The sequence below is a fragment of the Paenibacillus sp. 2TAB26 genome (assembly GCF_052115145.1).
In the GTDB taxonomy this organism is placed as follows: domain Bacteria; phylum Bacillota; class Bacilli; order Paenibacillales; family Paenibacillaceae; genus Pristimantibacillus.
Genome location: NZ_JBFRGC010000051.1, coordinates 1 through 22,124 on the forward strand (window position 1 = coordinate 1; position 22,124 = coordinate 22,124).

General features: G+C 45.2%; 19 protein-coding genes. 17 read left to right on the plus strand and 2 right to left on the minus strand.

The window, feature by feature from the left end; translation table 11 throughout:
- The coding region (locus AB4Z50_RS34685; RefSeq protein WP_441886883.1) for a hypothetical protein at positions 1-213 on the plus strand (213 nt) is incomplete at its 5' end.
- Here the strand turns inward: AB4Z50_RS34685 and AB4Z50_RS34690 are convergent.
- Positions 190-1,035: a thermonuclease family protein gene (locus AB4Z50_RS34690; protein ID WP_339208820.1), complete on the minus strand. Its 846-nt coding sequence runs from the start codon at positions 1,033-1,035 to the stop codon at positions 190-192. The two genes, AB4Z50_RS34685 and AB4Z50_RS34690, sit on opposite strands and share 24 nt — an antisense overlap.
- Positions 1,036-1,235: 200 nt before the next feature.
- On the opposite strand from AB4Z50_RS34690, the gene AB4Z50_RS34695 reads away from it, so the two are divergent.
- The 10 genes from AB4Z50_RS34695 (at position 1,236) to AB4Z50_RS34740 (ending at position 12,867) form a co-directional block, all read left to right on the plus strand.
- Positions 1,236-2,936, plus strand: a complete 1,701-nt coding sequence (locus tag AB4Z50_RS34695; RefSeq protein WP_441886886.1) for a DNA repair helicase XPB — start codon at positions 1,236-1,238, stop codon at positions 2,934-2,936.
- Complete coding sequence (locus AB4Z50_RS34700; RefSeq protein WP_441886889.1) at positions 2,933-4,978, plus strand: helicase-associated domain-containing protein; 2,046 nt, start codon at positions 2,933-2,935, stop codon at positions 4,976-4,978. The genes AB4Z50_RS34695 and AB4Z50_RS34700 overlap by 4 nt, the downstream gene beginning before the upstream one ends.
- A 70-nt stretch (positions 4,979-5,048) precedes the next feature.
- Complete coding sequence (locus AB4Z50_RS34705; RefSeq protein ID WP_076268255.1) at positions 5,049-5,543, plus strand: YlbF family regulator; 495 nt, start codon at positions 5,049-5,051, stop codon at positions 5,541-5,543.
- Between the two features lie 122 nt (positions 5,544-5,665).
- Positions 5,666-5,929 (plus strand): YlbG family protein, encoded by a 264-nt coding sequence (locus AB4Z50_RS34710; protein ID WP_053375618.1) that lies wholly within the window; start codon positions 5,666-5,668, stop codon positions 5,927-5,929.
- A 287-nt stretch (positions 5,930-6,216) separates the two neighbouring features.
- Positions 6,217-6,642: a hypothetical protein gene (locus AB4Z50_RS34715; protein WP_372238996.1), complete on the plus strand. Its 426-nt coding sequence runs from the start codon at positions 6,217-6,219 to the stop codon at positions 6,640-6,642.
- Between the two features lie 132 nt (positions 6,643-6,774).
- On the plus strand, positions 6,775-7,686 hold the full coding sequence (locus AB4Z50_RS34720) for a selenium metabolism-associated LysR family transcriptional regulator (RefSeq protein WP_076268257.1): 912 nt from the start codon (positions 6,775-6,777) through the stop codon (positions 7,684-7,686).
- Complete coding sequence (locus AB4Z50_RS34725) at positions 7,686-8,543, plus strand: PHP domain-containing protein (protein ID WP_441886892.1); 858 nt, start codon at positions 7,686-7,688, stop codon at positions 8,541-8,543. Before AB4Z50_RS34720 ends, AB4Z50_RS34725 begins: the two co-directional genes overlap by 1 nt.
- A 630-nt stretch (positions 8,544-9,173) precedes the next feature.
- The gene (locus AB4Z50_RS34730) at positions 9,174-10,523 is read left to right on the plus strand and encodes a glycosyltransferase family 2 protein (protein ID WP_441886906.1); all 1,350 of its coding nucleotides are present in this window, start codon (positions 9,174-9,176) and stop codon (positions 10,521-10,523) included.
- Between the two features lie 15 nt (positions 10,524-10,538).
- Positions 10,539-11,645 carry an acyltransferase gene (locus AB4Z50_RS34735; RefSeq protein ID WP_441886894.1) on the plus strand — a complete coding sequence of 369 codons (1,107 nt, stop codon included), beginning with the start codon at positions 10,539-10,541 and terminating at the stop codon, positions 11,643-11,645.
- A 118-nt stretch (positions 11,646-11,763) separates the two neighbouring features.
- On the plus strand, positions 11,764-12,867 hold the full coding sequence (locus AB4Z50_RS34740) for a glycoside hydrolase family 18 protein (protein ID WP_441886908.1): 1,104 nt from the start codon (positions 11,764-11,766) through the stop codon (positions 12,865-12,867).
- Positions 12,868-13,024: 157 nt separating this feature from the next.
- Here the strand turns inward: AB4Z50_RS34740 and AB4Z50_RS34745 are convergent, their stop codons facing one another.
- Positions 13,025-14,788 (minus strand): Rqc2 family fibronectin-binding protein, encoded by a 1,764-nt coding sequence (locus AB4Z50_RS34745; protein ID WP_430055100.1) that lies wholly within the window; start codon positions 14,786-14,788, stop codon positions 13,025-13,027.
- Positions 14,789-14,966: 178 nt separating this feature from the next.
- Here AB4Z50_RS34745 and AB4Z50_RS34750 point away from each other — a divergent pair, with 178 nt between their 5' ends.
- From AB4Z50_RS34750 to rpoZ, 6 genes are all read left to right on the plus strand, one after another.
- On the plus strand, positions 14,967-17,750 hold the full coding sequence (locus AB4Z50_RS34750) for a calcium-translocating P-type ATPase, SERCA-type (RefSeq protein ID WP_441886896.1): 2,784 nt from the start codon (positions 14,967-14,969) through the stop codon (positions 17,748-17,750).
- A 121-nt stretch (positions 17,751-17,871) separates the two neighbouring features.
- On the plus strand, positions 17,872-18,702 hold the full coding sequence (gene dapF / locus AB4Z50_RS34755; RefSeq protein ID WP_441886898.1) for a diaminopimelate epimerase: 831 nt from the start codon (positions 17,872-17,874) through the stop codon (positions 18,700-18,702).
- Between the two features lie 30 nt (positions 18,703-18,732).
- Complete coding sequence (locus AB4Z50_RS34760) at positions 18,733-20,622, plus strand: bifunctional homocysteine S-methyltransferase/methylenetetrahydrofolate reductase (RefSeq protein ID WP_441886910.1); 1,890 nt, start codon at positions 18,733-18,735, stop codon at positions 20,620-20,622.
- A gap of 326 nt (positions 20,623-20,948) precedes the next feature.
- Positions 20,949-21,209, plus strand: a complete 261-nt coding sequence (remA, locus tag AB4Z50_RS34765; protein WP_005548256.1) for an extracellular matrix/biofilm regulator RemA — start codon at positions 20,949-20,951, stop codon at positions 21,207-21,209.
- A gap of 13 nt (positions 21,210-21,222) precedes the next feature.
- Positions 21,223-21,840, plus strand: coding sequence for a guanylate kinase (gene gmk / locus AB4Z50_RS34770; protein WP_441886903.1), 618 nt, complete (start codon positions 21,223-21,225; stop codon positions 21,838-21,840).
- Positions 21,841-21,856: 16 nt separating this feature from the next.
- Entirely contained in the window at positions 21,857-22,066 is a 210-nt protein-coding gene (gene rpoZ / locus AB4Z50_RS34775; protein WP_053375625.1) for a DNA-directed RNA polymerase subunit omega, read from the plus strand.
- The last annotated feature ends 58 nt before the right edge of the window (positions 22,067-22,124 follow it).

Genomic DNA, 22,124 nt, shown 5'->3' on the forward strand with positions numbered 1-22,124 from the left:
GGCCATAAAGCCAAGCTCGCCACTTTCGATCTCTTTGATAATGGTAAGTTTCTCCGATGCGCAATATTCAACTTTAGACATGAAAATGCTCCCCTCACAGCAGCAGGTTTTTTATTATTTCACCTGTCTACTATTTGGGGAGCATATCAGAGTGCGCTGTTAAACGCGCTTGGACAGCCTTATTTGTTATTAGTCTTCCCATACGGCTACTAATTCATTGTATTCGTTATAGAGCTCCGCAGGGTCCGATTCTTTGTTGTTCCAAATATTTGTTGCTCCCCAAAGGAGCAGGTCATCATCTGATGAACGCACCTCGTCTGCTGAGGAAATGACTACTCTTTTCTGTGCATTCAGGACATATTGGCCAAACGGATAGGTTTGATTGCCTCGAACGCTAACCAGCTTCCAGCCTTTCATTTGAATGGCATCATCCGTCGTATTCGTTATGGTGACAAGCTCGGCTTGTTTGTCCACCTCAATCGTAATGCCGCTTCGCGCCGCTTTTTTTACAGGGAAGCTTGTGTGATTAATTTCAGCATCATTACTCCATAAACCTTGCTTAGCTTGTTCAGCTTGCTGCTCCAGCTGTTTGTATGCGTTTTCCATCTTGACGTTAGGCTCTATGATGAGTACCTTCGCAAGACCTTCCTCAATGAGTGCCTCGTTTAATATTCGTCCATCCTTCAGCTCCACGATTGCCAGCGTACGATCGTAGCGATCTTTAAGCTCCTTATCGAAAGTAAGCCTAACCTCTTGCGACTCTGTCAGAAGCGTCTCAGTGAAAGCTGCAGCTTCGGGTCCGAATGGATCGGCTGGACTATCTTGTTTCTTGGTCTCCGGCGTATCTACATAAAGTAGTCGAATCGTCGTTTCACTAGAACCTGTTTTGATTTTGAAAGTATCACCATCTATAAAGCCAGCTACCTGATACCATTGGTTGGTTTGTATAACGTTCGAAGAAAGCTCGGAAATGGCCGTACAGCCGGCAAGCGGCATGCAAATGAGCATGAGGAGAATGATTATAATTCTTTTCATAGATGCGGTACCTCCACCCCAATTTGCAGTTTATATACAATCTTCTTATTACTATAACACATCTTGAACATAAAAATCGCGCAGTTGTCCAGATACTTAAAGCATAAAATGGTGTTAATTTCTTCATACTGTGAGGAAGAGCAAGATCTAGGCTATTTTTTTGAGAGGCCGTTTTGATGAATTTTTGAAGGAGGAGAATGATGCAGCATCCAAACGATCGGCCATTAATTGTGCAATCAGACTTAATGGTTCTGCTTGATGAACGCAAGCCACATGCACAGCAAGCTAGAGATAAGCTCGTTCTCTTCATGGATGCAATTAGAAGAGCTGGAGCGATCCATACTTATCGAATGACACCTTTGACTCTCTGGAATGCAGCAGCAGCTGGGATTACTGGCGAAGAAATCATAGGTTGGCTAACAGAATACAGCAGATACGAGCTGCCATTTCAAGCGGAGGTAATGATTCGCAAACTGATTAGCAGATATGGCAAGCTTTGGTTGTCTACGGAATCGAACAAACTGATGCTGCACGGAGAACAAGCTATTTTGGATGAGCTTTCGGAACAACCGTCAATAACAAGCTGGGTAAAAGCACGGCTTCATGCCGCTTGGGAGCTTGATGAAGGCTGTAGAGGCGCCTTGAAGCAGGAGCTGACACGACTTGGATATCCTGTCATTGATCTAGCAGGCTATCATGTGGGCGAGGAGCTACCGGTAGAGCTGAGGAAGCATACGCTGCGAAATCGTTTGTTTGATTTAAGGGACTATCAGCAGGCTGCTGTCGAGCTTTTTTATAAGGAAGGCAAAGTGGAAGGCGGAAGCGGCGTAATCGTATTGCCTTGCGGAGCGGGTAAAACCATTGTGGGCATAGCCGCATTGGCTCGTTTGGGCAGAGCAACACTTATACTTACTTCTAATTCTACCTCCGTAAAACAATGGAAAGACGAGCTGCTGGATAAAACGTCGCTGTTGGATGCGGATGTTGGTCAATATTGCGGCACATTGAAGCAGGTACGCCCTGTTACGATAGCAACTTACAATATTTTGACGCATCGCAAATCCAAGGAGTCCCCTTTTACCCATATGAAGCTGTTCTCCCAACGGGATTGGGGGCTAATTATTTACGATGAGGTGCATTTGCTGCCAGCTCCAGTCTTCCGGATGACTGCAGATATACAAGCGACAAGACGGCTTGGCTTAACCGCGACACTCGTACGTGAGGATGGCTGTGCTGAGGATGTATATTCATTAATAGGTCCGAAGCAGTTCGACATGCAATGGAAGACAGCCGAGGCTGGCGAGTATATAGCGGCAGTAGCTTGCACAGAGATTAGGGTTCCACTACATATAAGTAAAGCGACTTTGTATGCACAGGCCTCTGCGCGTTCCAAGCTCAGATTGGCTGCGGAAAATCCTGCAAAAATCAAAGTTGTAGAGCAGCTATTGCGGGAGCATGCAGGCAAACCGACTTTAATTATTGGCCAGTATTTGCACCAGCTGCATGAGCTGTCCGCAGTTATTGGCGCTCCCTTGCTGACGGGAGAGGTGCCGCAGCTCGAGAGACAAATGCTTTATGACAGCTTTAAAGCAGGCGACATATCGGTGTTAATCGTATCCAAGGTAGCTAATTTTGCAGTGGATTTGCCTGATGCATCCGTAGCCATTCAATTATCCGGCAGCTTTGGCTCACGGCAGGAGGAAGCTCAGCGGATTGGGAGATTGCTGCGGCCAAAAGCGATTAACAATTGCGCATGGTTTTATACCATTGTAACGGATCAGACGAAGGAAACGGAATTTGCGATGAAAAGACAGCTTTTTATGCTGGAGCAAGGGTATCACTACGAGAGACTTAGTTTGCCGCATGATGAGGACAAGCTTGAGGAGGCTGCTGCTCTATGAAAATGAAACAGCTGCTAGGCAAGTTAACTGCTGAGCGCTTGGATCATATGATGCAGGGACCGCTATGGAAGACAGCTGGTCAAAGAGGCCTGACATGGGGTGAAGCAGCGGTAGACGATGAGACAATTCGAGAAGCTGTATCTATGCTCTCGCCGTATGCAGCGGAAGTATTGACGGAAATGCTGCGTTATTTTGCAGCTGCTCCCGCAGACGGAGAACGGCTCCTTAAAGTTCTTCGGAACAACACATGCCTCTCAGGGGCGGAATGTCAGCTCGCATTGGCAGAGCTTGAGGAATGGGGCGTATTATTCACGGTACATAAAGTATGGGGAGAGAGTCTGTATTTTATGCCTGTAGAATGTTTCGCAGTGTGGCAGAGGATGTTATTCCCATACAAAGCTGAGGCGCTGACTGAGCTTCAGAGGGAAAGACTAATGAATGGTGTCATGCGACCTTATTGCAGGCCGCTTGGCAGACAGCTGCTCAGTGCCTTTTCGTTATTGGGGAGAAGCGGCTTATCTCTTACGACAAACGGCACGCTTCCCAAGAAGACGATTGCTAAGCTGCTGCAGGCTGCAGATTTGGAGGAGTGCTGGCTTAAATCATTTGATCTGAAATGGTCCTACTCAGATATTTATCCTGTACAGGTTGCCTTCATTTTGGAAGCAGGTTTTGCGTTTGGGCTGTTAACAGCAGTGAATGGGGCATTGAAATGGAATGATGACCAGCTTAAAAAGTGGCTAATGCTTGATGAGACTGTGAGAGAATATCAATTAATGAATTGGTGCTTGGCGCTGCTACTTCCAGCCGCAGGTGGAAACGCCCATTTGGCTGCCTCGTTGACGAGTCTTCAAGCAGGTGAATGGTATTCTAATCAGCGTGTGGATACGTGGCTTCATGAGAATCGGATTGTTGCTGATATAGGCCCGGAGCAAAACATAAATCGAAACCAACCAAGGCCAAGCTGGTTTGGTTTATGGCATAATCTAGGCTGGATGGAGCTAGTAGATTGTCAGCAAGCAGCGGACAATGAGTTTTTTTTCAGATGGAAAGCAGCTGCTCCATTACGTAAAGAGCCTCCGATGCAGGTGCAGGAGCTTGATGCAGTTGTTACTGTTCAACCGAATGGGGAATTGATTGTACAGCCAGAATGTCCCTTCTGGATAAGGTGGGAGCTGGAGCTGATAGCTGAACGCAAATCAGATGAGCAGGTTTCTGTTTACCGTCTTGAAGCAGCATCAATTACAAGGGCGCTGGAGCAAGGAAGATCAAGAGCCTCCATTCAAAGCTTTCTTGAGCAGGCATCAGGCGGAGATCATTTGCCTTCTACGGTAATCGCTCTGTTGGAAGTATGGACGAGCCGTGCTAGCCGTACTTTCTTCGCCGAAGTTGCGCTGCTGCGCTGCGATAGTGAAGAGATGGCGGCAATAGTGGAAAATGATTCTGGTGTAGCTCCTTTACTGATGGAGAAGCTTGGTCTCTTGGATTTCATTGTTGAAAAGTCTCATATAAGTGAGATTCGAGCATGTTTGCAAAAAGCAGGATATCCCGCACGCAAAATGGTTCAGACAGAATTTGCGAATGACGAATATAATTACCCATTCGTTAGTTTCGAGATAGAGGGATCGCGCTTACTTGAACTTCTGCCGAAGGAGGAATCAAAAATACCCGCTCCATCTTATATTTATGAATCTTTTCCGCTTCATCATTATGAACTCAGTGATTTAGCCGCTAGGAAAAAACTGCTATTGTTCTCTGAAATGGAGCTTGTGCCTTCCATGTGGACAAAGCAGCTGCGTGCATACCATCATTCAACAAGAAAAGAATTAATCGAGAAGGCATTGCAATGGCAAACGCCTGTTCAGCTTCGCATGGAACGAGAGCTTCGTTCGTTTGTGCCTGAGAAGCTTGAGCAGCAAGGCGACGGATGGGCCGTCGTCGGGCTGCTGCGTGATGACCCGCAGCGAGAGCAGATCAGGCTGACTCCTGATATGTGGGAAGAGATGTGCTTAGTGATACCAGGCCAAGGCAGCCCAATATAATCTCTATCTATTGGCTAATTAAATATGATATGATAGTGTAGAATTTAGCGAATGGGAAAGAGGTGGATAAATGCCAACTGCTGAAGGTTTAACGGCTATTCAGTTGGAGCAACCGCAAGGCGGCGTTTCTTCTCTCGATATGGCGTCGCTGCTGCTTTGCGCCTATGATTTAGGTGATTCGATTAATCAATCGGCGGAAGTTGCCGAATATTTATATTGGAAGTCAGCTGTGAATGAAGATGAAGAAGTGAAGCAAATTACCAAACGGTTCGATAAAGCGAAGATACTGTTTGAGGAATGCCAACGATTCGGGCGCTTTCATCCTGACTACAACGAAGCGAAAGACAAAGTGAAGCAAATCGAACGAGAGCTAAGCGAAATTGAAAGCGTTCGCCGCTTCAAGCTAGCCGAGCAGATCGTCGATGAAATGCTTTATGATGTATCCCGCACGATAGCGGAGTCCGTTTCGGACAATATTAAAGTGCCTGGCAATGAAAAAGCTGCCGGCGGCGGTAGCTGTGGAAGCGGCGGCTCATGCAGCTGTGGAAGCGGCGGTTGCGGTTAAGTTAGAAGCCATAAGAGCGAACAAGGAAGAAGCATAGGCTTACGAAGTGAGGTTTGCTACGCAAACCTAGGTAAATGCTTACGAAGTGAGGTTTGCTCCGCAAACCTTTTAGGAGGGAAAAGATGCTACCGGATCGAACAGGTTATATCGTTTGGGTAAGTGATTTGAAAGCGGCAAGATCACTGGAGAGGTTCGGGACGGTTCATTATATGTCGCGGAAGATGCATTACGTTGTGATGTATATGAATGCGGAACGCTCTGAAGAGGCTGTGCGGCAGATGGGGAAGCTCTCGTACGTACGGAAGATTGAACGATCGTATCGAAACGAGATTAAGACAGAGTACAGCAAAGACAGTGAAGATAAAACTAGATTTTATAGTTTGTAAAGGTTTAGTCGAAAACACTCGTCTGATGACGTTGTTCGTAAAGCTAATCAATCGCATAACGAAGGAAATATTGGTAAAAACTTCAAAACATGCACTAAAAGACGTTTCACGGTGTGCAATAACACTGAGAAACGTCTTTTTTTTATTATAATAGCCAGAAACTTACAAAAATGGTCGGACTTTAATTTTTTGTTGTAATCTCGGACAATCGTGATAGAATGGAATTAAATTCATAGTATAAAAGCCCTGGTTCTTTGGAAGGAGTAGGTTGCGAAGTGAAAGATAGAATGACGAGAAGATGGAACACATATGAGTCGTTTTATATTGATCTAGGTGACAAAAAAGTAGCGGATATCGTTATTACAAACCATGCCAAAAGTCGTTGGCTTGACCGGATAGAAAGCGAGAAAACCGGTTATGAAGATATAGCTGAATATTTATGGGAATGCTTGAAACAAGGCCGCATCGAGCCTTATTACCGCAATGAGCAGGACGTTTATTTAATTGACGACGATCTCGTATTTGTTGCTGAATTTGCGGATTCGATGACAGAAACGGATATAACCGGAACTCCGCTACATAAAATGATCATAGTAACTTTCCTTGGGCGCATGTCAGAAACAATCGAGCTAAGGGATCTAAAGTCCTACTATTCGTGGCTTCGCCATTCACGGCGCATGACTCTCGTCAAAAGCAGCAGAAAAAGAAAATGAGACTTTGTACCTATATATCAAAGAGTGGAGCGTCCAATCCTAAAACAGATTGCACGCTTTTTTTGTGCGTGTTGTAAGATTCTGTACAAGGTTTATAGTATAATAAGCACCAGAAGAAAGGATGATTGGACGATGGCGCTTAATTTTCATCAACTGCACATATTTTGCACGGTTGCGGAACGCGGCAGTTTTTCAGCTGCAGCGCAATCATTACATATGACTCAGCCAGCCGTTACGATGCAAGTGCAGTCACTGGAAGATTATTTTGGCACGAAGCTGCTTCAGCGATCAACGAAGCGAATCGAGCTTACAGAAGCTGGACGGGCTCTTATGCCTTACGCGCAGAGGAGCATCGATCTTATACGAGATACAGATCAGGCGATGTCAGCATTCACGAAGCAGCTTAAGGGAAGATTGCAGCTCGGTTCGAGCTTAACGATAGGTGAATATATACTGCCGCGCCTGCTTGGTCCTTTTGGACAGGAATATCCGCATATTTCGATTAGTATGAAAGTTATGAATACCTCGCAAATTATGGAGGATATTTTGAATCATCAGCTTAATTTCGGATTAATTGAAGCTCCTGTTAATCATCCCGATATGCATATGGAGGCGGTAATGAGCGATGAGCTTAGATTGATCGTATCGCAATCGCATCCATTAGCCGATCGAGAATCGGTTACATTGGAAGAAGCGATGGAATATCCGTTTGTTCTGCGTGAGCAAGGCTCGGGGACAAGACTTGTCATGGAGGAGCAGCTGAGGAAAAAAAATATAGATCCTGCATCGATGAAGATCGTAATGGAGCTGGGCAGCACTGGAGCTGTCAAATCTGCTGTTGAAGCAGGCCTTGGCATATCTTTTATTTCATCTTCCTCTGTAAAACATGAAGTTGCGCTTGATTTAATTCGGATGATTAAAGTGTCGGATTCCAAGTTCCAACGACAGTTTTATTCGATATACTTAAAATCGGCTATATTGCCGATATCAGCTGTTACTTTTCTAAGTTTTTTGAGAGAGAGGGATTTGCAGCAATGGCTCTAATGAACGGACTTGCTGATTTGCATACGCACACGACGGCTTCTGATGGCATGCAAAGCCCCGCGGATAATGTTCGTCTAGCCAAAGAGGCAGGGCTTGCTGCGATTGCTATAACAGATCACGATACGGTGGCTGGTGTAGCTGAAGCTTTGCTTGAAGGCGAACGATTAAACATTACGGTTGTTCCCGGTGTTGAGGTGAGCACAGTAGCAGAAGGAACGGATATTCATATTCTCGGTTATTACTCGAATAATAACGACGAGAAGTGGTTATCGCGTCTTTCGAGTTTGCGCGGGCTAAGAGATCAACGGAATGAAATGATTATAACTAAATTAAATGAGCTTGGCGTTGTGCTGTCCATGGATGATGTTATCGCTGCGGCTCATGGTGAAAGCTCGAAGGAAGAGCTCCAGGCAGCCGAAGTAAGTATTGGCCGCCCGCATATTGCTGCTGCACTTATTCAAAAAGGTTTCGTTCAAAATATGAAGGAAGCTTTCGATCGTTATTTGGCTGCCGGAGCCGCGGCGTATGTCAATCCACCGAGATTGACTCCATTTGAGGCGATTGACTGGATTAGAGAAGCGGGAGGCACAAGTGTTATTGCGCATCCTGGTTTATACAACAATGATTCTTTAGTCGAAGAGCTGGTACGATATGGCGTGCAGGGCATCGAGGTGTTCCATTCGGATCATGGACCGGAAGAAGAGCAAAGATACGGGCAGCTTGCAGCGGACTTCAACCTGATCGTTACAGGTGGATCGGATTTCCATGGATCGCGTCAAGGCGTTGTATTTCATGGCGAGGTGGGCAGCCGTACCGTAAATGCAAATGTGCTAAAGCAGCTTCAGCCTTCAGGATGATGACCTTAGCAATCTGAGGGCTTGAAGTGAACGCTTTACTATGCAATGAAACGAATTGTTATTGAAAGAGGCAATCTTAAGGGCTTATAACCTTTGGACTGCCTCTTTTTTGTGGTTTCGGGCGAATTTTTTGCATTTGGAAAATGGCGGTATAGATATTTGTAGTTATTATGCAAATTTTGAATTAATAAATCATAAATATGGTTTTAAACACCATAATTCAATATAAATATGACAAAATGGTGACGAAAACGAGCAAACATAAATTTCATAAATCATTTACAAAGTGAAAATTATAGATTTTGTCGATTTTTATTTAATAGAAGTTGCCAAGAAAAAACCCACTAGGAAGGTTGGTTATACGCTTTCAAAAAAATGGACTATTAGCTCATTCCTCAATTAACACCCTTGATTCGACAAAATCTGCAAATGATTGGAAGTTAAACATTTGGCTTTTAGCAAGAAAACCGAAGCAAATGATAGAAAACGATAGATAATAGCAGATGTATTCGTTTTATTGAAAACTGGTGAGATTTTACAATTCTGATAATGATGAGATAGGTTGAAAGTAGAAAAAGAAACGTAGCACTGGTTCGTAATCGCCATTGCTAAATGAAGGAGTGGATAGTTATTCAGTACATGATGTATGCGACAACCGTTGTTTTTCTCATCTTTCAACTGCTGTATACGGTTATTCCGTTGTTCTTCAGCAAGGTGCGAAAGCTCAATAACGAGCTTGATGAGAAGTCGTTATCGGTCCTGGTTCCTGCGTATAACGAGGAGCTTACGATCAAAAATTGCATCGATGCGATGCAGGGTCTGCATTATCAGAATCATGAGATCATTATCGTAAATGACGGCTCTAAAGATCGTACCTTTAACAAGCTGCAAGAGCTATTGGACCTTCGGAATGATTACAGAAAGGCTAGTCAAAAACTGAAATATAAAAGAATTAGAGGTTTTTACCGTTCAAGCAAATTTCCCAACATCTACGTCATGGACAAAATGAATGGCGGCAAAGCCGATTCACTCAATGCTGGCATCGATTATGCGAATGGCGAAATTGTTATTACGCTTGATGCTGACAGTATGCTGGAAGTAAACTCCTTAAAATACGTAAACCAATATTTTCACGAAAGCGACATTATTGCCCTAGGGGGAACCGTCAAAATCGTACAAGGCGCAGAACGACAAGACGGCGTCATTATGGAGAAATTTATAGGAAAAGGCATTATAAAGAGCCAAGTCATTAGTTATATCCACAGCTTCTACGTCCGCAAATTAACACAATCGCTATTTAACTCCATCGTCGTTATCTCAGGGGCATTCGGAGCCTTCTACAAAGAACTCATGTTTGATGTGAACGGGTTCAGAAGCACGGTTGGCGAGGATATCGACATCACTTTGAAAATCCACGAGTACATGAAAGCAAATAAACTCAAAAAAAGGCTAGTCTACGCGCCTGAGGCGGTATGCTACACCGAATGTCCGGAAAATATGAAAAACTTCTACAAGCAGCGTATTCGTTGGCAGAAAGCGTTTGTGGATTGTATCCTCATTTATTGGTCGAAATTATCTCGGAGCTTCAGTATCGGCGTCAGCTTGTTTTTTGCAATAGACGGCTTCGTACTCGGTACGTTAACCGCATTTACGACGATTTTCCACATGGCGCACGCCATTACATCGGGCAGCGGCATATGGGCAGCGATTGTACTATTCCTTGTCACGATGTTAGTGAATGCAATTCAAATCGTGATATCACTCTATTTGTGCAAAAAATATGGCAGTAATTATTCGTTGCTAGATTATATTAAAATGTTCGGATTTAGTCAGTTGGAATTGTTCACTTACCGATTTGTGCTCCTCTACATTAACATCATTGGAACATTCAAATATTTCGACAATGATGAAGGATGGGGTTTTGTCGAACGCAAGGGCGTCGCATCCATTAGCCAAAATTCAGTGGCAAGTTCGAGATAATATTGGAGGGACATTATGAGCAACACAGCCCATGTTCAAAATAATCGAATTATGTATATTGATTTATTAAGGATTCTCTCCATAGTAGCCGTTATCGTGCTTCATATTACTGCATCCTTGCTGACCCGAACGAATGATTTTACGACAACCTCATGGTGGGTCAGCAATGTGTTCAACTCGATTTGCCGCTTTGCTGTTCCCGTATTTTTTATGATCAGCGGTGCAATGATTTTGAGAATCGAAGTGAAGTCCTATAAAGGATTTTATAAGAAAAGAATACTGCCTCTGATCATTCCTTTGCTTACATGGTCATTAATTTATGGCTATTACAAGGAGTATTACATACTCAAAAGCCAAATGAGCGCGTACGAGTTCATACTCGATTTTGGCAGGAAATTAGTAACAGACGGAAACTACGTTCATTTGTGGTTTTTGTACGCTATTATTGCCATTTATATGACCGTTCCGCTAATTGGCAAGCTCGTACGCTCATGCAGTGAGAAGGATCTGAGATACTTTCTGATCTTATGGTTTATCGTCAGTATCTTATACCGGTTAGTATCCGACATCTTCTTACGCCTAACTGATCAGCACCTTTATGTACCTAGTATGAATATTCCGTTTTTTATGGGCAATTTAGGTTATTTTGTGCTTGGCTACTATCTCTTTAATGTCGAGCTTCGTCCCATTATTAAGCACACATTGTTTAATCTTGGCATTTTGTCCTTTTTCCTAACTCCAATATTGACTTATGTGGTGTCCTCATACGGCGGGGTGCTGGACGAGATGTTTTACGGTAACTATTCCATTACAAGCTTCTTAATGGCGGTCGGCGTGTTTCTGTTTTTTAAGGAAAAAGATACGATGATTAGCCGGAAAACAAATTATAAGGTTAAAAAAGTAATAGGCTCCGTCTCTACGGCAAGCTTCAGCATTTATTTAATCCATCTCTTGGTGGATACGATGGTTTCAAGGGATGTGGCTATCAATGCAACATTCCTGGAGACGACATTAAGCCTTTTGTTTAATATCGTTGCGATTTTCTCGATCAGTTATATCGTTGTCAAAGTGTTTAATTTGAATCGATGGGTAACGCATATTTTATTTGGCGGAAGGGGGTAGCGGGGTGAATGTGAAGAAGACGGTAAAAGGGAAAAAAACAATAACTGCGCGAAAAGGAACGAAAGCGCTAAAAGTAAATTTTTTGACCAAAGCGCTTGTGGCTGTGCTTCTTGTTGGTATGGGCATTTACTTCTACCAAAGCGTAAACGCAGAGGATCGGAAGTTGTCAACGGTATATATCGAAGCCTGGCGCGACCCGAAGGATGTAAGATTATCGGAGCAGGGCGTAGATATCGCTTTTGTTGCCTTCGCCAAAATTTCCGGTACTGGCTTGTTCTTTCATGAAAAAGAAGAAGGGAACAAGCAGATCAAACAAAACATTATGCAGCTCAAAGCCAATAATCCGAAGACAAAATTTGTTCTTGCCGTTGGGGGTTACGGCGTAGATGGCTTCTCAGACGCTTCACTTGACGGCAATCGATATGTATTTACGAAAAATATTATTGATTTGGTTAAGGAGCTCGATCTCGATGGTGTCGATATTGACTGGGAGTTTCCGGCCTTTGACGCATGGGGAACCGTAAAGGCGAGTCCAAAGGATACAAAAAACTTCACAAGCTTAATGCGAGAGCTAAGAGAACAGTTAAACCTGCTGCCGCATAAAGGAAACAAAAAGTATATTCTTACTTTTGCAGCAGGTACACAAGATTGGTATTTTAAAAATGTAGAAGTGAAGGCCGTGGAAAAGTATGTCGACTTCATCAATGTCATGAGCTACGATCTGACTGGCAGATGGTCCGAAACGACAGGATTTAATGCTAATCTTTACAAAGATAAAGGGAATAAAGCGACTCAAAGCGTGGATCAGATCGTGCGAGCTTTTCTGGATCACGGAGTTGATAGCAAGAAACTGCTGCTTGGCATCCCAGCCTATTCATATGGCTGGAYAGATGTGAACAGTGTTGAAGATGGTTTTTTTGCCAAGGGTAAGCCAATCGATATCGAGAAAGTAAATATTCATTATCGAAATATTGAGGATAAATATTTGGACAAAAATGGATTTAAGCGTTATTTTGACGATCAAGCAAAAGCAGCTTACCTCTTTAACGGCAGTACCTTCATTAGTTATGAAGACAAGGAAGCTTTGCGAGAAAAGGTCAAATACATCAAGCAAAAAGATCTAGCAGGTGCGATGGTATGGGAATATGCACAGGATGCAGAGAATGGAATCATTCAATATTTGTCGGATAACTTGAACAAGGAGCTAGGCACAGAGGATTAGATAGAAGAATAAGCGAGGCAGGAAGCTTTAAACGAATATAACAAAAGGGAACTTCTTATCCAGAGAAGTTCCCTTTTGTTTGATCATAATTTCCAAATGCTGCAAATCAAGAGAATGCAGGCAGCAACGGAGTTTGTTGCAGTACCGCTAGAGCTGTCTATTTCAGCTGGCATGCCAGCGATTTGATACGTCGCTCGTCTGGCGTAATAAACAACGTTTTCTGATTGTCATAGATAACAAACCCCGGTTTAGCACCACTTGGCTTACGTACATGACGTATCGTTGTGTAGTCTACTGGAATCGAGCTGGAGTCGCGAGCCTGACTATAATGTGCAGAGAGCATAGCGGCTTCTTCAAGTGTTGCATTGCCAAAGTCTCCGCCTTTTATAACGACATGAGAACCAGGAATATCCTTTGTGTGCAGCCATGTGTCAGAAGGTGAAGCAAGGCGGTTCGTCAAGTATTCGTTTTGTGTATTGTTTTTGCCGACATACATCGTTACCCCCTCGGAAGAGGTATAACAAAGCAAGGTTGGTTTAAGCGTTTTTTTCTTCTTTGGACCGCGGCGTCCACGTTCCTTCATATAGCCTTGTTCCACGAGCTCGTCACGAATTTCGCTTATATCGCCAAGTGAGGCGTTATCGACCTGCTGAAGCAAGGTTTCAAAATATTGAATTTCTGTACGAGCGAGCTCCATTTGCTCGGCCACGATGGATAGACTGTTTTTGTGCTTCGTGTAACGCCGGAAATAACGCTGAGCGTTGTCAGAAGGAGTAAGATGCGGATCAAGATCAATCTTTATTACAGCTTGCTCCTCATCATAGAAGTTGACGAGCTCAATCGTTGTGTCGCCGCGCTTCATCTGATGCATATAAGCAGTAAGAAGCTCGCCAAGCACCCGATATTTTTCAGCATCCTTCGCTTCAACGAGCGTGTCCTCAAGCTTTTTGATTTTTGTAACGTTTTTGGCTTTTTCATTTTGAACGAATCGGATGAGGTCAGCAGCGCGCTGCTTAACGGTATCGCGTTCAGCCTTATTGCCGTAGAAACCTTCAAGGCAGGCACTAATGTCTGGGAATACCGTTTCTTCTCCATCGATATGCGTAAGCTCAGTGACAGAGAAAAAGGACTTGCCGGTATCTGCGTTGGTTTTAATTGTAGGTTTATAAATGTCTTGCTTTACTTGTTCCATAAAGGTTGAGAAGCTCTTCCAAACCGCCACTACGCTTTCCTCAGAACCTTGTTCAGCCTCTGGAAGCACATCTGCACCTGCTCGATGAACCAGCTCTTTGGCGAGCAAAGGGCTAAAGCCGCTTAGCTTGTCGACTAGTCTTTTGTAAAGAGGAGCGGCTTCATCCGTATCGCTTAAAGCGTCCAAAAACTGCTGCTCGTTCACAATCGAAAGCGGATCTAGTTTGCCTTGCTCAGGCGGAGAGGTATAGGTGCTGCCGGGCAATACGATGCGGTGACTGCTTATGGCTGGCGTTACATGGTGGATGCCATCGTGAATGAGGCCGGTTGAAGGGTCCATCAAAATAATGTTGCTATGACGCCCCATAATTTCCACAACAATCGTTTTATTCGATAAATCGCCGAGCTCGTCCCGATGTTTAACCTCAATATGAATGATACGCTCCCGACCAACTTGACGAACGGATTCAATCAGTCCGCCTTCGCAATGCTTCCGAAGCAGCATGCAAAACATAGGCGCTTCCATAGGGTTGACGTACGTACCGGTTGTCCAGTGCACCCTTGGGTAGGTCGGGTTGGCGGACAAGAGCAATTTGCCCTGCGTGCCGGCTCCGCGAATGCTGAAAACAAGCTCATGATTGGTAGGCTGGTGAATCTTATGTATACGCGCTCCGACACAGCGCTGTAGGTCTTGCGTAATTGCATGGGTGACGATGCCGTCTAATGCCATGGTGTTGTTCCTCGCTTCCTTTGTAAGTCTTTCTCTATCATGCCATAGTTGAGCCAAAAACTTAAGTCTTTTATGGGATATTTTAAGGGCTGTCCGAATACATTTACCCTATAAAGGCTGTCCGAAGGGCCGACAACTTAGCTGCTTGGCTCGGCATATTACAGGAGGGAGTTAAACCATGGAACAAATGAAATGGCATCAAATGGGGACAATTGAGCTGATTGACGCATTAGTCAGCTCCCCAGATCAAGGACTGACTACGTCGGCAGCGGCGCAACGTCTAGAAGAAAATGGAAAAAACGAATTGTCTGAGGGCAAGCGTGTCTCACCGATTTTGTTGTTCCTTAATCAATTTAAGGATTTTATGGTACTCGTTTTAATGGGTGCAACGTTGATTTCTGGCTTGCTGGGCGAATATTTAGATGCAATTACGATTGTTGCGATCATTGCTCTCAACGCCGTACTTGGATTCGTGCAGGAATTTCGAGCCGAGCGCTCATTGCGGGCGCTTAAGGAATTATCCGCCCCGACAGCCAAGGTTATACGCGGAGGCGAGCTACTGACCGTTCCAGCGAAGGAGCTTGTGGCAGGCGATCTTATTTATTTGGAAAGCGGAGACCGCATTCCGGCTGATGTGCGGCTGCTTGAAGCCAATAGCTGCTATGTGGAAGAGTCCGCTTTGACGGGGGAGTCTGTCCCCGTTGGTAAGCACGCTGCAGCGATTGCAGAGGAAGACTTGCCTTTGGGTGATCAGCGCAACATGGGCTTCATGGGCACGATGCTCACCAGGGGAACTGCTCGCGCAGTCGTCATTCGTACAGGCATGGATACGGAAATGGGCAAAATAGCAGGACTTATTCAACAGACTGAATCGATGGAAACGCCGCTGCAGCATCGTTTAGAGCAGTTAGGCAAAATATTAATCGTTGTGGCGATCGGCTTGACGATTATGGTAGTTATTGCAGGTATTTTGCACGGACAGCCAGCGTATGGCATGTTCCTCGCAGGTGTTAGCTTGGCGGTAGCAGCTATTCCAGAGGGGCTGCCAGCAATTGTGACCATCGCTTTAGCTCTTGGCGTACAGCGGATGATTAAACGGAAGGCAATCGTTCGCAAGCTGCCTTCGGTTGAAACATTAGGCTGCGCATCCGTTATATGCTCGGACAAAACAGGGACACTGACACAAAACAAAATGACGGTTACCCATGTCTGGATTGGCGGCAGACAGCTTGAAGTGAGCGGAGAGGGCTACGTCCCAAATGGTGCAATTTATGAAGCTGGCAATGCGCTTGACATTAAGCATGATTTATCAATTAAACGTCTCCTTCAAGTCAGCGCCTTGTGCAATAACGCACAGCTGTCGAAGGTAGAAGCTGTAGATACGGGCAAGCGCAGAAACAAGGAGCAGCATGAAGAGTGGATACTTAAGGGAGATCCAACTGAAGGTGCGCTTGCTGTGCTTTCAGCAAAGCTGGGCTCCTCTGCCAAATCATTGGAGCCGCTATATAAACGGGAGAAGGAATTTCCATTTGACTCGGAGCGCAAACGGATGTCAGTTGTTGTATCGCATCAAGGCGGGCGGCTAATTTGCACCAAGGGTGCCCCTGATTTACTGATGGATCATTGCTCTTATGTTCTTTGGGAAGGGAAGGTCGTTCCGTTTACTGCAACGCTGAAGCGCAAATGCGCTGAAGCAGGCGAGGTTATGGCGCAGTCAGCGCTTCGTGTATTGGGACTTGCATACCGAGATTTGCGCGCATCCGACGCTTGTGAGACAGAAGATGACGTAGAGAGTCAGCTTGTATTCGTAGGCTTGACAGGCATGATCGATCCGCCTCGCCGTGAGGTGAAAGAAGCGATTACGAACTGCAGGCGTGCGGGAATTAAAACCGTTATGATTACCGGAGATCATCAGCTGACAGCAGAAGCAATTGCAGGTCAACTAGGCATTATGCCGCGCGGAGGCATCGCAATGAGCGGCAAGCAGCTGGAGGCGATGTCCGATGAACAGCTCGACCGACTCGTAGACAATATTTATGTATACGCGCGTGTATCGCCAGAGCATAAACTGCGTATCGTCAAAGCGCTGCAGCGCCAAGGACATGTCGTTGCGATGACAGGCGACGGCGTAAATGATGCTCCAGCGATCAAAGCAGCGGATATCGGAATTTCGATGGGCATTACCGGAACGGATGTATCGAAGGAAGCGTCCGCGCTCGTTCTGAGTGATGACAACTTCTCGACAATTGTAGCTGCTATAGAAGAAGGAAGAGGCATATATGAAAATATCCGAAAATTTATCCGTTATTTATTAGCATCAAACGTTGGTGAGATACTCGTCATGTTTCTTGCGATGATGGCAGGATTGCCGCTTCCGCTCGTTCCGATTCAAATTTTGTGGGTCAATCTGGTCACGGACGGATTGCCGGCAATGGCGCTTGGCGTAGATCAGGCAGAAAAGGATTTAATGCAGCAAAAGCCTCGTTCGGCAAAGGAGAGCATCTTCTCCCGCAGGCTGGGCTGGAAAATTATAAGCCGAGGCATTCTGATAGGTGTATGTACGCTTGGCGCTTTCTGGATTACGCTTCAAGACGGTCCAAACAATGCTGCGCACCTAATGAAGGCGCAAACGGTAGCTTTCGCTACTCTCGTTATGGCACAGCTCATCCATGTATTTGACTGCCGAAGCTCGCGTTCCATTTTTCACCGTAATCCGTTCCAAAATAAATATTTGGTGCTTGCCGTATTGTCATCGCTAGTGTTGATGATCGGAGTGCTTTATATCGATGCATTGCAGCCTATCTTCAAAACCGTTCCACTTAACTTCCGTGAATGGTGTCTCGTCTTTGTAGCTGCGGGAATTCCTACTTTCTTAATGGGAATTGGTAGTGTATTCGGCACTTCCAAGAAAAATAAAGGTAAAACGAAATGGCCGTTAGGCCCTCAAACCGCGGCAAGATAACGAAAAAATACAAATCTTGATACAAATTATGAATAGCCTTTCTCCTTGCTTTGYGGTATGCTATTAGCAATTAATCATAGTTTTATCATACCTAGAGATGTAGCAAGGAGAGGGCATTCAGATGAATTTTACAAAAATGAACGGTTTGGGAAATGACTTTGTGGTGATTGCAGGCGAGCAGCAGCTTCCAGAAAATGTTGCGGAATTAGCTATACAGCTTTGCAACCGGTTTTTTGGAATCGGGGCAGATGGTCTCGTTTATATTTTGCCTTCAGAAATCGCGGATTTCCGTATGCGCATTATTAATTCTGATGGTTCAGAAGCTGAGCAATGCGGCAACGCCATTCGCTGCGTCGCTAAATATGTGTATGATAATGGCTTAACCGATAAAGAAGAGATTACAATCGAAACACTTGGCGCAGGCGCTCAAAAAGTGCAGCTTACCGTTCAAGATGGCAAAGTGTCATCTGTTCGTGTAGATATGGGAGAGCCGATTCTAAATGGCCTTCGTGTACCAACAACGATCGATGCGGAGCAAGTCGTTGAACATCCGATAAAGGTGGACGGTCGTGAATTCCGTTTTACCGCTGTATCGATGGGCAACCCTCACTGTGTCATCTATGTTGATGATGCTGTAAATTTTGATCTAGGCACTTGGGGTCCCAAACTTGAGACACATCCGTTATTTCCACGTAAAATAAATGTTGAGTTCGTTACGGTGAAATCCCGTACGCATACCGATATGCGCGTCTGGGAGCGCGGTGCAGGACCAACGCTAGCTTGCGGTACAGGCGCTTGCGCAACGGTAGTTGCTTCTGTACTCACTGGCGCAACAGATCGGACAGCAACGGTTTCACTCAAAGGCGGCGACCTATTGATTGAGTGGAATGAATCCGATAATCATGTATATATGTCTGGACCGGCTGCAGTATCATTCTGCGGCGAGTTTTAAGAGCAAAGTAAGATGGGTGGTATGAATATAATGAAACCGGATTTGAGGGAAGCGCTCCAGCAGCGTATCTTGACCGGGGACGGCGCGATGGGAACCTATCTATATCAGATGGGGTTCCCTGTCGGCGTTTCTTATGAGGAAATCAATACGAACCGTCCCGATGTAATTGAAAATATTCACCGTCGCTACTATGAAGCTGGCGCACGCGTAATTGAGACAAACACGTTCTCAGCCAATCTTGAGAAGCTCTCGAAATATGGCTTAGAAGACGAAATGGATGCAATTAACCGTGCTGGTGTACGCGCAGCTCGTGCAGCGATCGGCAATGATGCTTATGTTGTAGGCGCTGTTGGCTCCATTCGAGACGGCAAGCTGAAAAATTTACGAACAGCTAAAGTAATTGAAGCCTATCAGCGGCAAATGCATGCGCTGCTTGATGAGGGCGTGGATGGTCTTTTGCTGGAAACCTTCTATGATCTTGATGAAATGCTGCTTGCCCTTAAGATTGCTAGAGCAGCGTCGAATGTTCCTGTTATTTGCCAGTTTGCAGTCGAGGATGTTGGCCGCACGCAGGATGGGAATGGCATGAAGGGAGCCTTCGATTTACTGCAAGAAGAGGGCGCTGATATGGTTGGATTTAATTGCCGCAGCGGCCCGAATGGGATTATGAGAGCGATCGACTCGATAACGGGGCCAGTTGGCTTACCATTATCGGTATATCCGAACGCAGGTATACCCGACTATATTGATGGCAAATATACGTATCCCGCAGGACCTGAATATTTTGCAGAGACAGCCTTGCGCTTTGCAGATCGCGGCGCTCGCTTGATTGGCGGCTGCTGCGGTACGACTCCTGAGCACATTAAGGCAATTGCCGAGGCGCTAGATGGTTACGTTCCACAGCTCGGACAAGCAGCTGTTCATTCGGCTGCAGCAGAGAGAATTGTTGTAAAGCCAGTTGAGAAATCAGCTGATACAGTAGATGCTGCGCCACTGAAACAAACGGTGCAGGAGCCTAACATTGTAGATTTGGTTCAGAAGCGCCACACCGTCATTGTTGAGCTTGACCCGCCGCGTGATTTGGATATTCGCAAATTTATGGCTGGTGCTGCTGCTTTGAAGGAAGCAAAGGCGGATGCGGTTACGATGGCTGACAACTCTCTGGCTGTTACGCGAATGAGCAACATTGCACTCGCAGCGCTTGTCCAGGAGAAAGTAGGCATTCGTCCACTCGTGCATATCGCTTGCCGAGATCGCAACTTGATTGGTACGCAGTCACATATGATGGGTCTCGATGCACTCGATATCGATCATGTGCTCGCTGTAACTGGAGATCCTGCCCGATTTGGCGATTTGCCGGATTCGAGCTCGGTTTATGACCTTACTTCCTTCGAGATGATTCGTATGATTAAGCAGTTGAATGATGGAACAGCCTTCTCAGGCAAGCCGCTTAAGCAAAAAGCGAAGTTTGTTGTAGGCGCCGCATTTAATCCTAATGTGAAGCATTTAGACAAAGCGGTCCAACGGCTTGAACGTAAAATCACTTCGGGTGCAGATTACATTATGACGCAGCCTGTCTATGACCCAAGCTTAATTGAGCGAATCGCAGAATCAACGAAGCATTTGTCAGTACCAGTATTTATCGGAATTATGCCGCTGGCCAGCGGACGGAATGCCGAATATTTGCATAACGAGGTGCCTGGTATCCAGCTATCTGATGAGGTTCGCCAGCGCATGGCGGGTCTTGAAGGGGAAGCGGGCCGAGCGGAAGGCGTGCAAATTGCAAAGGAGCTGCTCGACGTTGCTTTGCCGCATTTTAATGGCATATATTTAATCACACCGTTTATGTTCTATGATATGGGTGTTCAGCTTACCAAATACGTTTGGGAGAAGACTGAGCGTACACAACTAAATAGATAAAATAGATGCGAAAACAGCCTTTTTTTGCTTGTTTTCGCATTTTCGCTTGTTCGTTCGTGAAAAATCAATTAAAATGAATCATGGATACAGATGCCGCACATGTTCAGCGTGGTAAGGACAGGCTGCCTAAAATCGTTTATAATGGCTTCTAAAGCCTGTAACGGAAGTATGTCCGACACTTTTTTCGTCAACAATAGTGCAGTAGTTCTGTCGGTATTTGGCAAGAACGCGAACTTGTCGTATTCACATTTATAAAATATAAAAGGTATTTGAACATTTGTAGACAGATGCACAAGGGAAGACCGTAGGCGGAGGAGGAACGAGGCTTGGCTATTAAACTTATTAATATCGGATTTGGTAATATTGTATCTGCAAATCGCATTATATCAATCGTAAGCCCTGAATCGGCTCCGATTAAAAGAATCATTCAAGAAGCGCGTGACCGACATATGCTGATCGATGCTACATATGGTCGTCGCACACGGGCTGTAATTATTACGGATAGTGATCATGTGATTTTATCGGCGGTTCAGCCAGAAACAGTTGCGCACCGATTATCCACTAAGGACGACGATAACGACGAATAGTACGGGGAGTAATATGGATAAGGGATTGTTAATTGTATTGTCCGGCCCTTCAGGGGTTGGCAAAGGAACGGTTTGTTCGGTTCTTCGCAACAAGGTTCCTGAGCTGGTTTATTCTGTGTCGGCAACGACCAGGCTACCGCGTCAGGGTGAAGTAGATGGCGTGAATTATTTTTTCAAAAGCAGAGAGCAGTTCCAAGATATGATTGCGCGTGACGCACTTTTGGAGCATGCTGAATATGTTGGTAATTACTACGGTACACCGCGTGATTTCGTTGAACGCACTTTAGAGAGCGGCAAGGATGTTATTTTGGAGATCGAGGTACAGGGAGCGCTTAAGGTGAAACAAAAGTTTCCCGAAGGTATTTTCGTATTTCTGTTGCCGCCGTCTTTGGATGAGCTGAAGCAGCGAATTACCGGACGTGGTACTGAAACATTGGATACGATCAATAATCGCATGTCTGTGGCCGTTGAAGAAATGAACTTGCTCGGTCACTACGACTATGCGGTATTGAATGATGAGATAGATGCTGCATGCGATCGTATTCGCAGCATCATGATTGCAGAGCATTGCCGCAGAGAAAGATATTTACCTTACGTTTCGGGAATGGTTGCCGCAATTGAGAAAGCATGAGTGAGGAGAATGAACGATGTTATATCCGTCCATTGATGAAATGGTGAAAAAAGTTGACAGTAAATACACGCTTGTCGTAGCAGCTTCAAGACGCGCACGCATGCTTCGCAACGGAGACAAGTCGGAGCTTAAAAACCCGCGCTCCCGCAAGTATGTTGGTGTGGCACTAGAAGAAATTTACGGTGACATTCTCCAAGTGGAAAACCTAGCAACAAAAGAGGATTAAGATCTGTTTTATTATAGTAAACAGAACAGCGGAGTGTATACTGGGGACAGTATTACAC

What these genes read in the sequence shown, in the direction of transcription:
- rpoZ (WP_053375625.1), top strand. Translation starts at nt 21,857, where the DNA reads ATGTTATATCCGTCCATTGATGAAATGGTGAAAAAAGTTGACAGTAAA.
- AB4Z50_RS34735 (WP_441886894.1), top strand. Translation starts at nt 10,539, where the DNA reads ATGAGCAACACAGCCCATGTTCAAAATAATCGAATTATGTATATTGAT.
- dapF (WP_441886898.1), top strand. Translation starts at nt 17,872, where the DNA reads ATGAATTTTACAAAAATGAACGGTTTGGGAAATGACTTTGTGGTGATT.
- AB4Z50_RS34725 (WP_441886892.1), top strand. Translation starts at nt 7,686, where the DNA reads ATGAACGGACTTGCTGATTTGCATACGCACACGACGGCTTCTGATGGC.
- AB4Z50_RS34750 (WP_441886896.1), top strand. Translation starts at nt 14,967, where the DNA reads ATGGAACAAATGAAATGGCATCAAATGGGGACAATTGAGCTGATTGAC.
- AB4Z50_RS34695 (WP_441886886.1), top strand. Translation starts at nt 1,236, where the DNA reads ATGCAGCATCCAAACGATCGGCCATTAATTGTGCAATCAGACTTAATG.
- AB4Z50_RS34690 (WP_339208820.1), bottom strand. Translation starts at nt 1,035, where the DNA reads ATGAAAAGAATTATAATCATTCTCCTCATGCTCATTTGCATGCCGCTT.
- AB4Z50_RS34710 (WP_053375618.1), top strand. Translation starts at nt 5,666, where the DNA reads ATGCTACCGGATCGAACAGGTTATATCGTTTGGGTAAGTGATTTGAAA.
- AB4Z50_RS34745 (WP_430055100.1), bottom strand. Translation starts at nt 14,788, where the DNA reads ATGGCATTAGACGGCATCGTCACCCATGCAATTACGCAAGACCTACAG.
- gmk (WP_441886903.1), top strand. Translation starts at nt 21,223, where the DNA reads ATGGATAAGGGATTGTTAATTGTATTGTCCGGCCCTTCAGGGGTTGGC.
- AB4Z50_RS34715 (WP_372238996.1), top strand. Translation starts at nt 6,217, where the DNA reads ATGACGAGAAGATGGAACACATATGAGTCGTTTTATATTGATCTAGGT.
- AB4Z50_RS34720 (WP_076268257.1), top strand. Translation starts at nt 6,775, where the DNA reads ATGGCGCTTAATTTTCATCAACTGCACATATTTTGCACGGTTGCGGAA.
- AB4Z50_RS34705 (WP_076268255.1), top strand. Translation starts at nt 5,049, where the DNA reads ATGCCAACTGCTGAAGGTTTAACGGCTATTCAGTTGGAGCAACCGCAA.
- AB4Z50_RS34700 (WP_441886889.1), top strand. Translation starts at nt 2,933, where the DNA reads ATGAAAATGAAACAGCTGCTAGGCAAGTTAACTGCTGAGCGCTTGGAT.
- AB4Z50_RS34760 (WP_441886910.1), top strand. Translation starts at nt 18,733, where the DNA reads ATGAAACCGGATTTGAGGGAAGCGCTCCAGCAGCGTATCTTGACCGGG.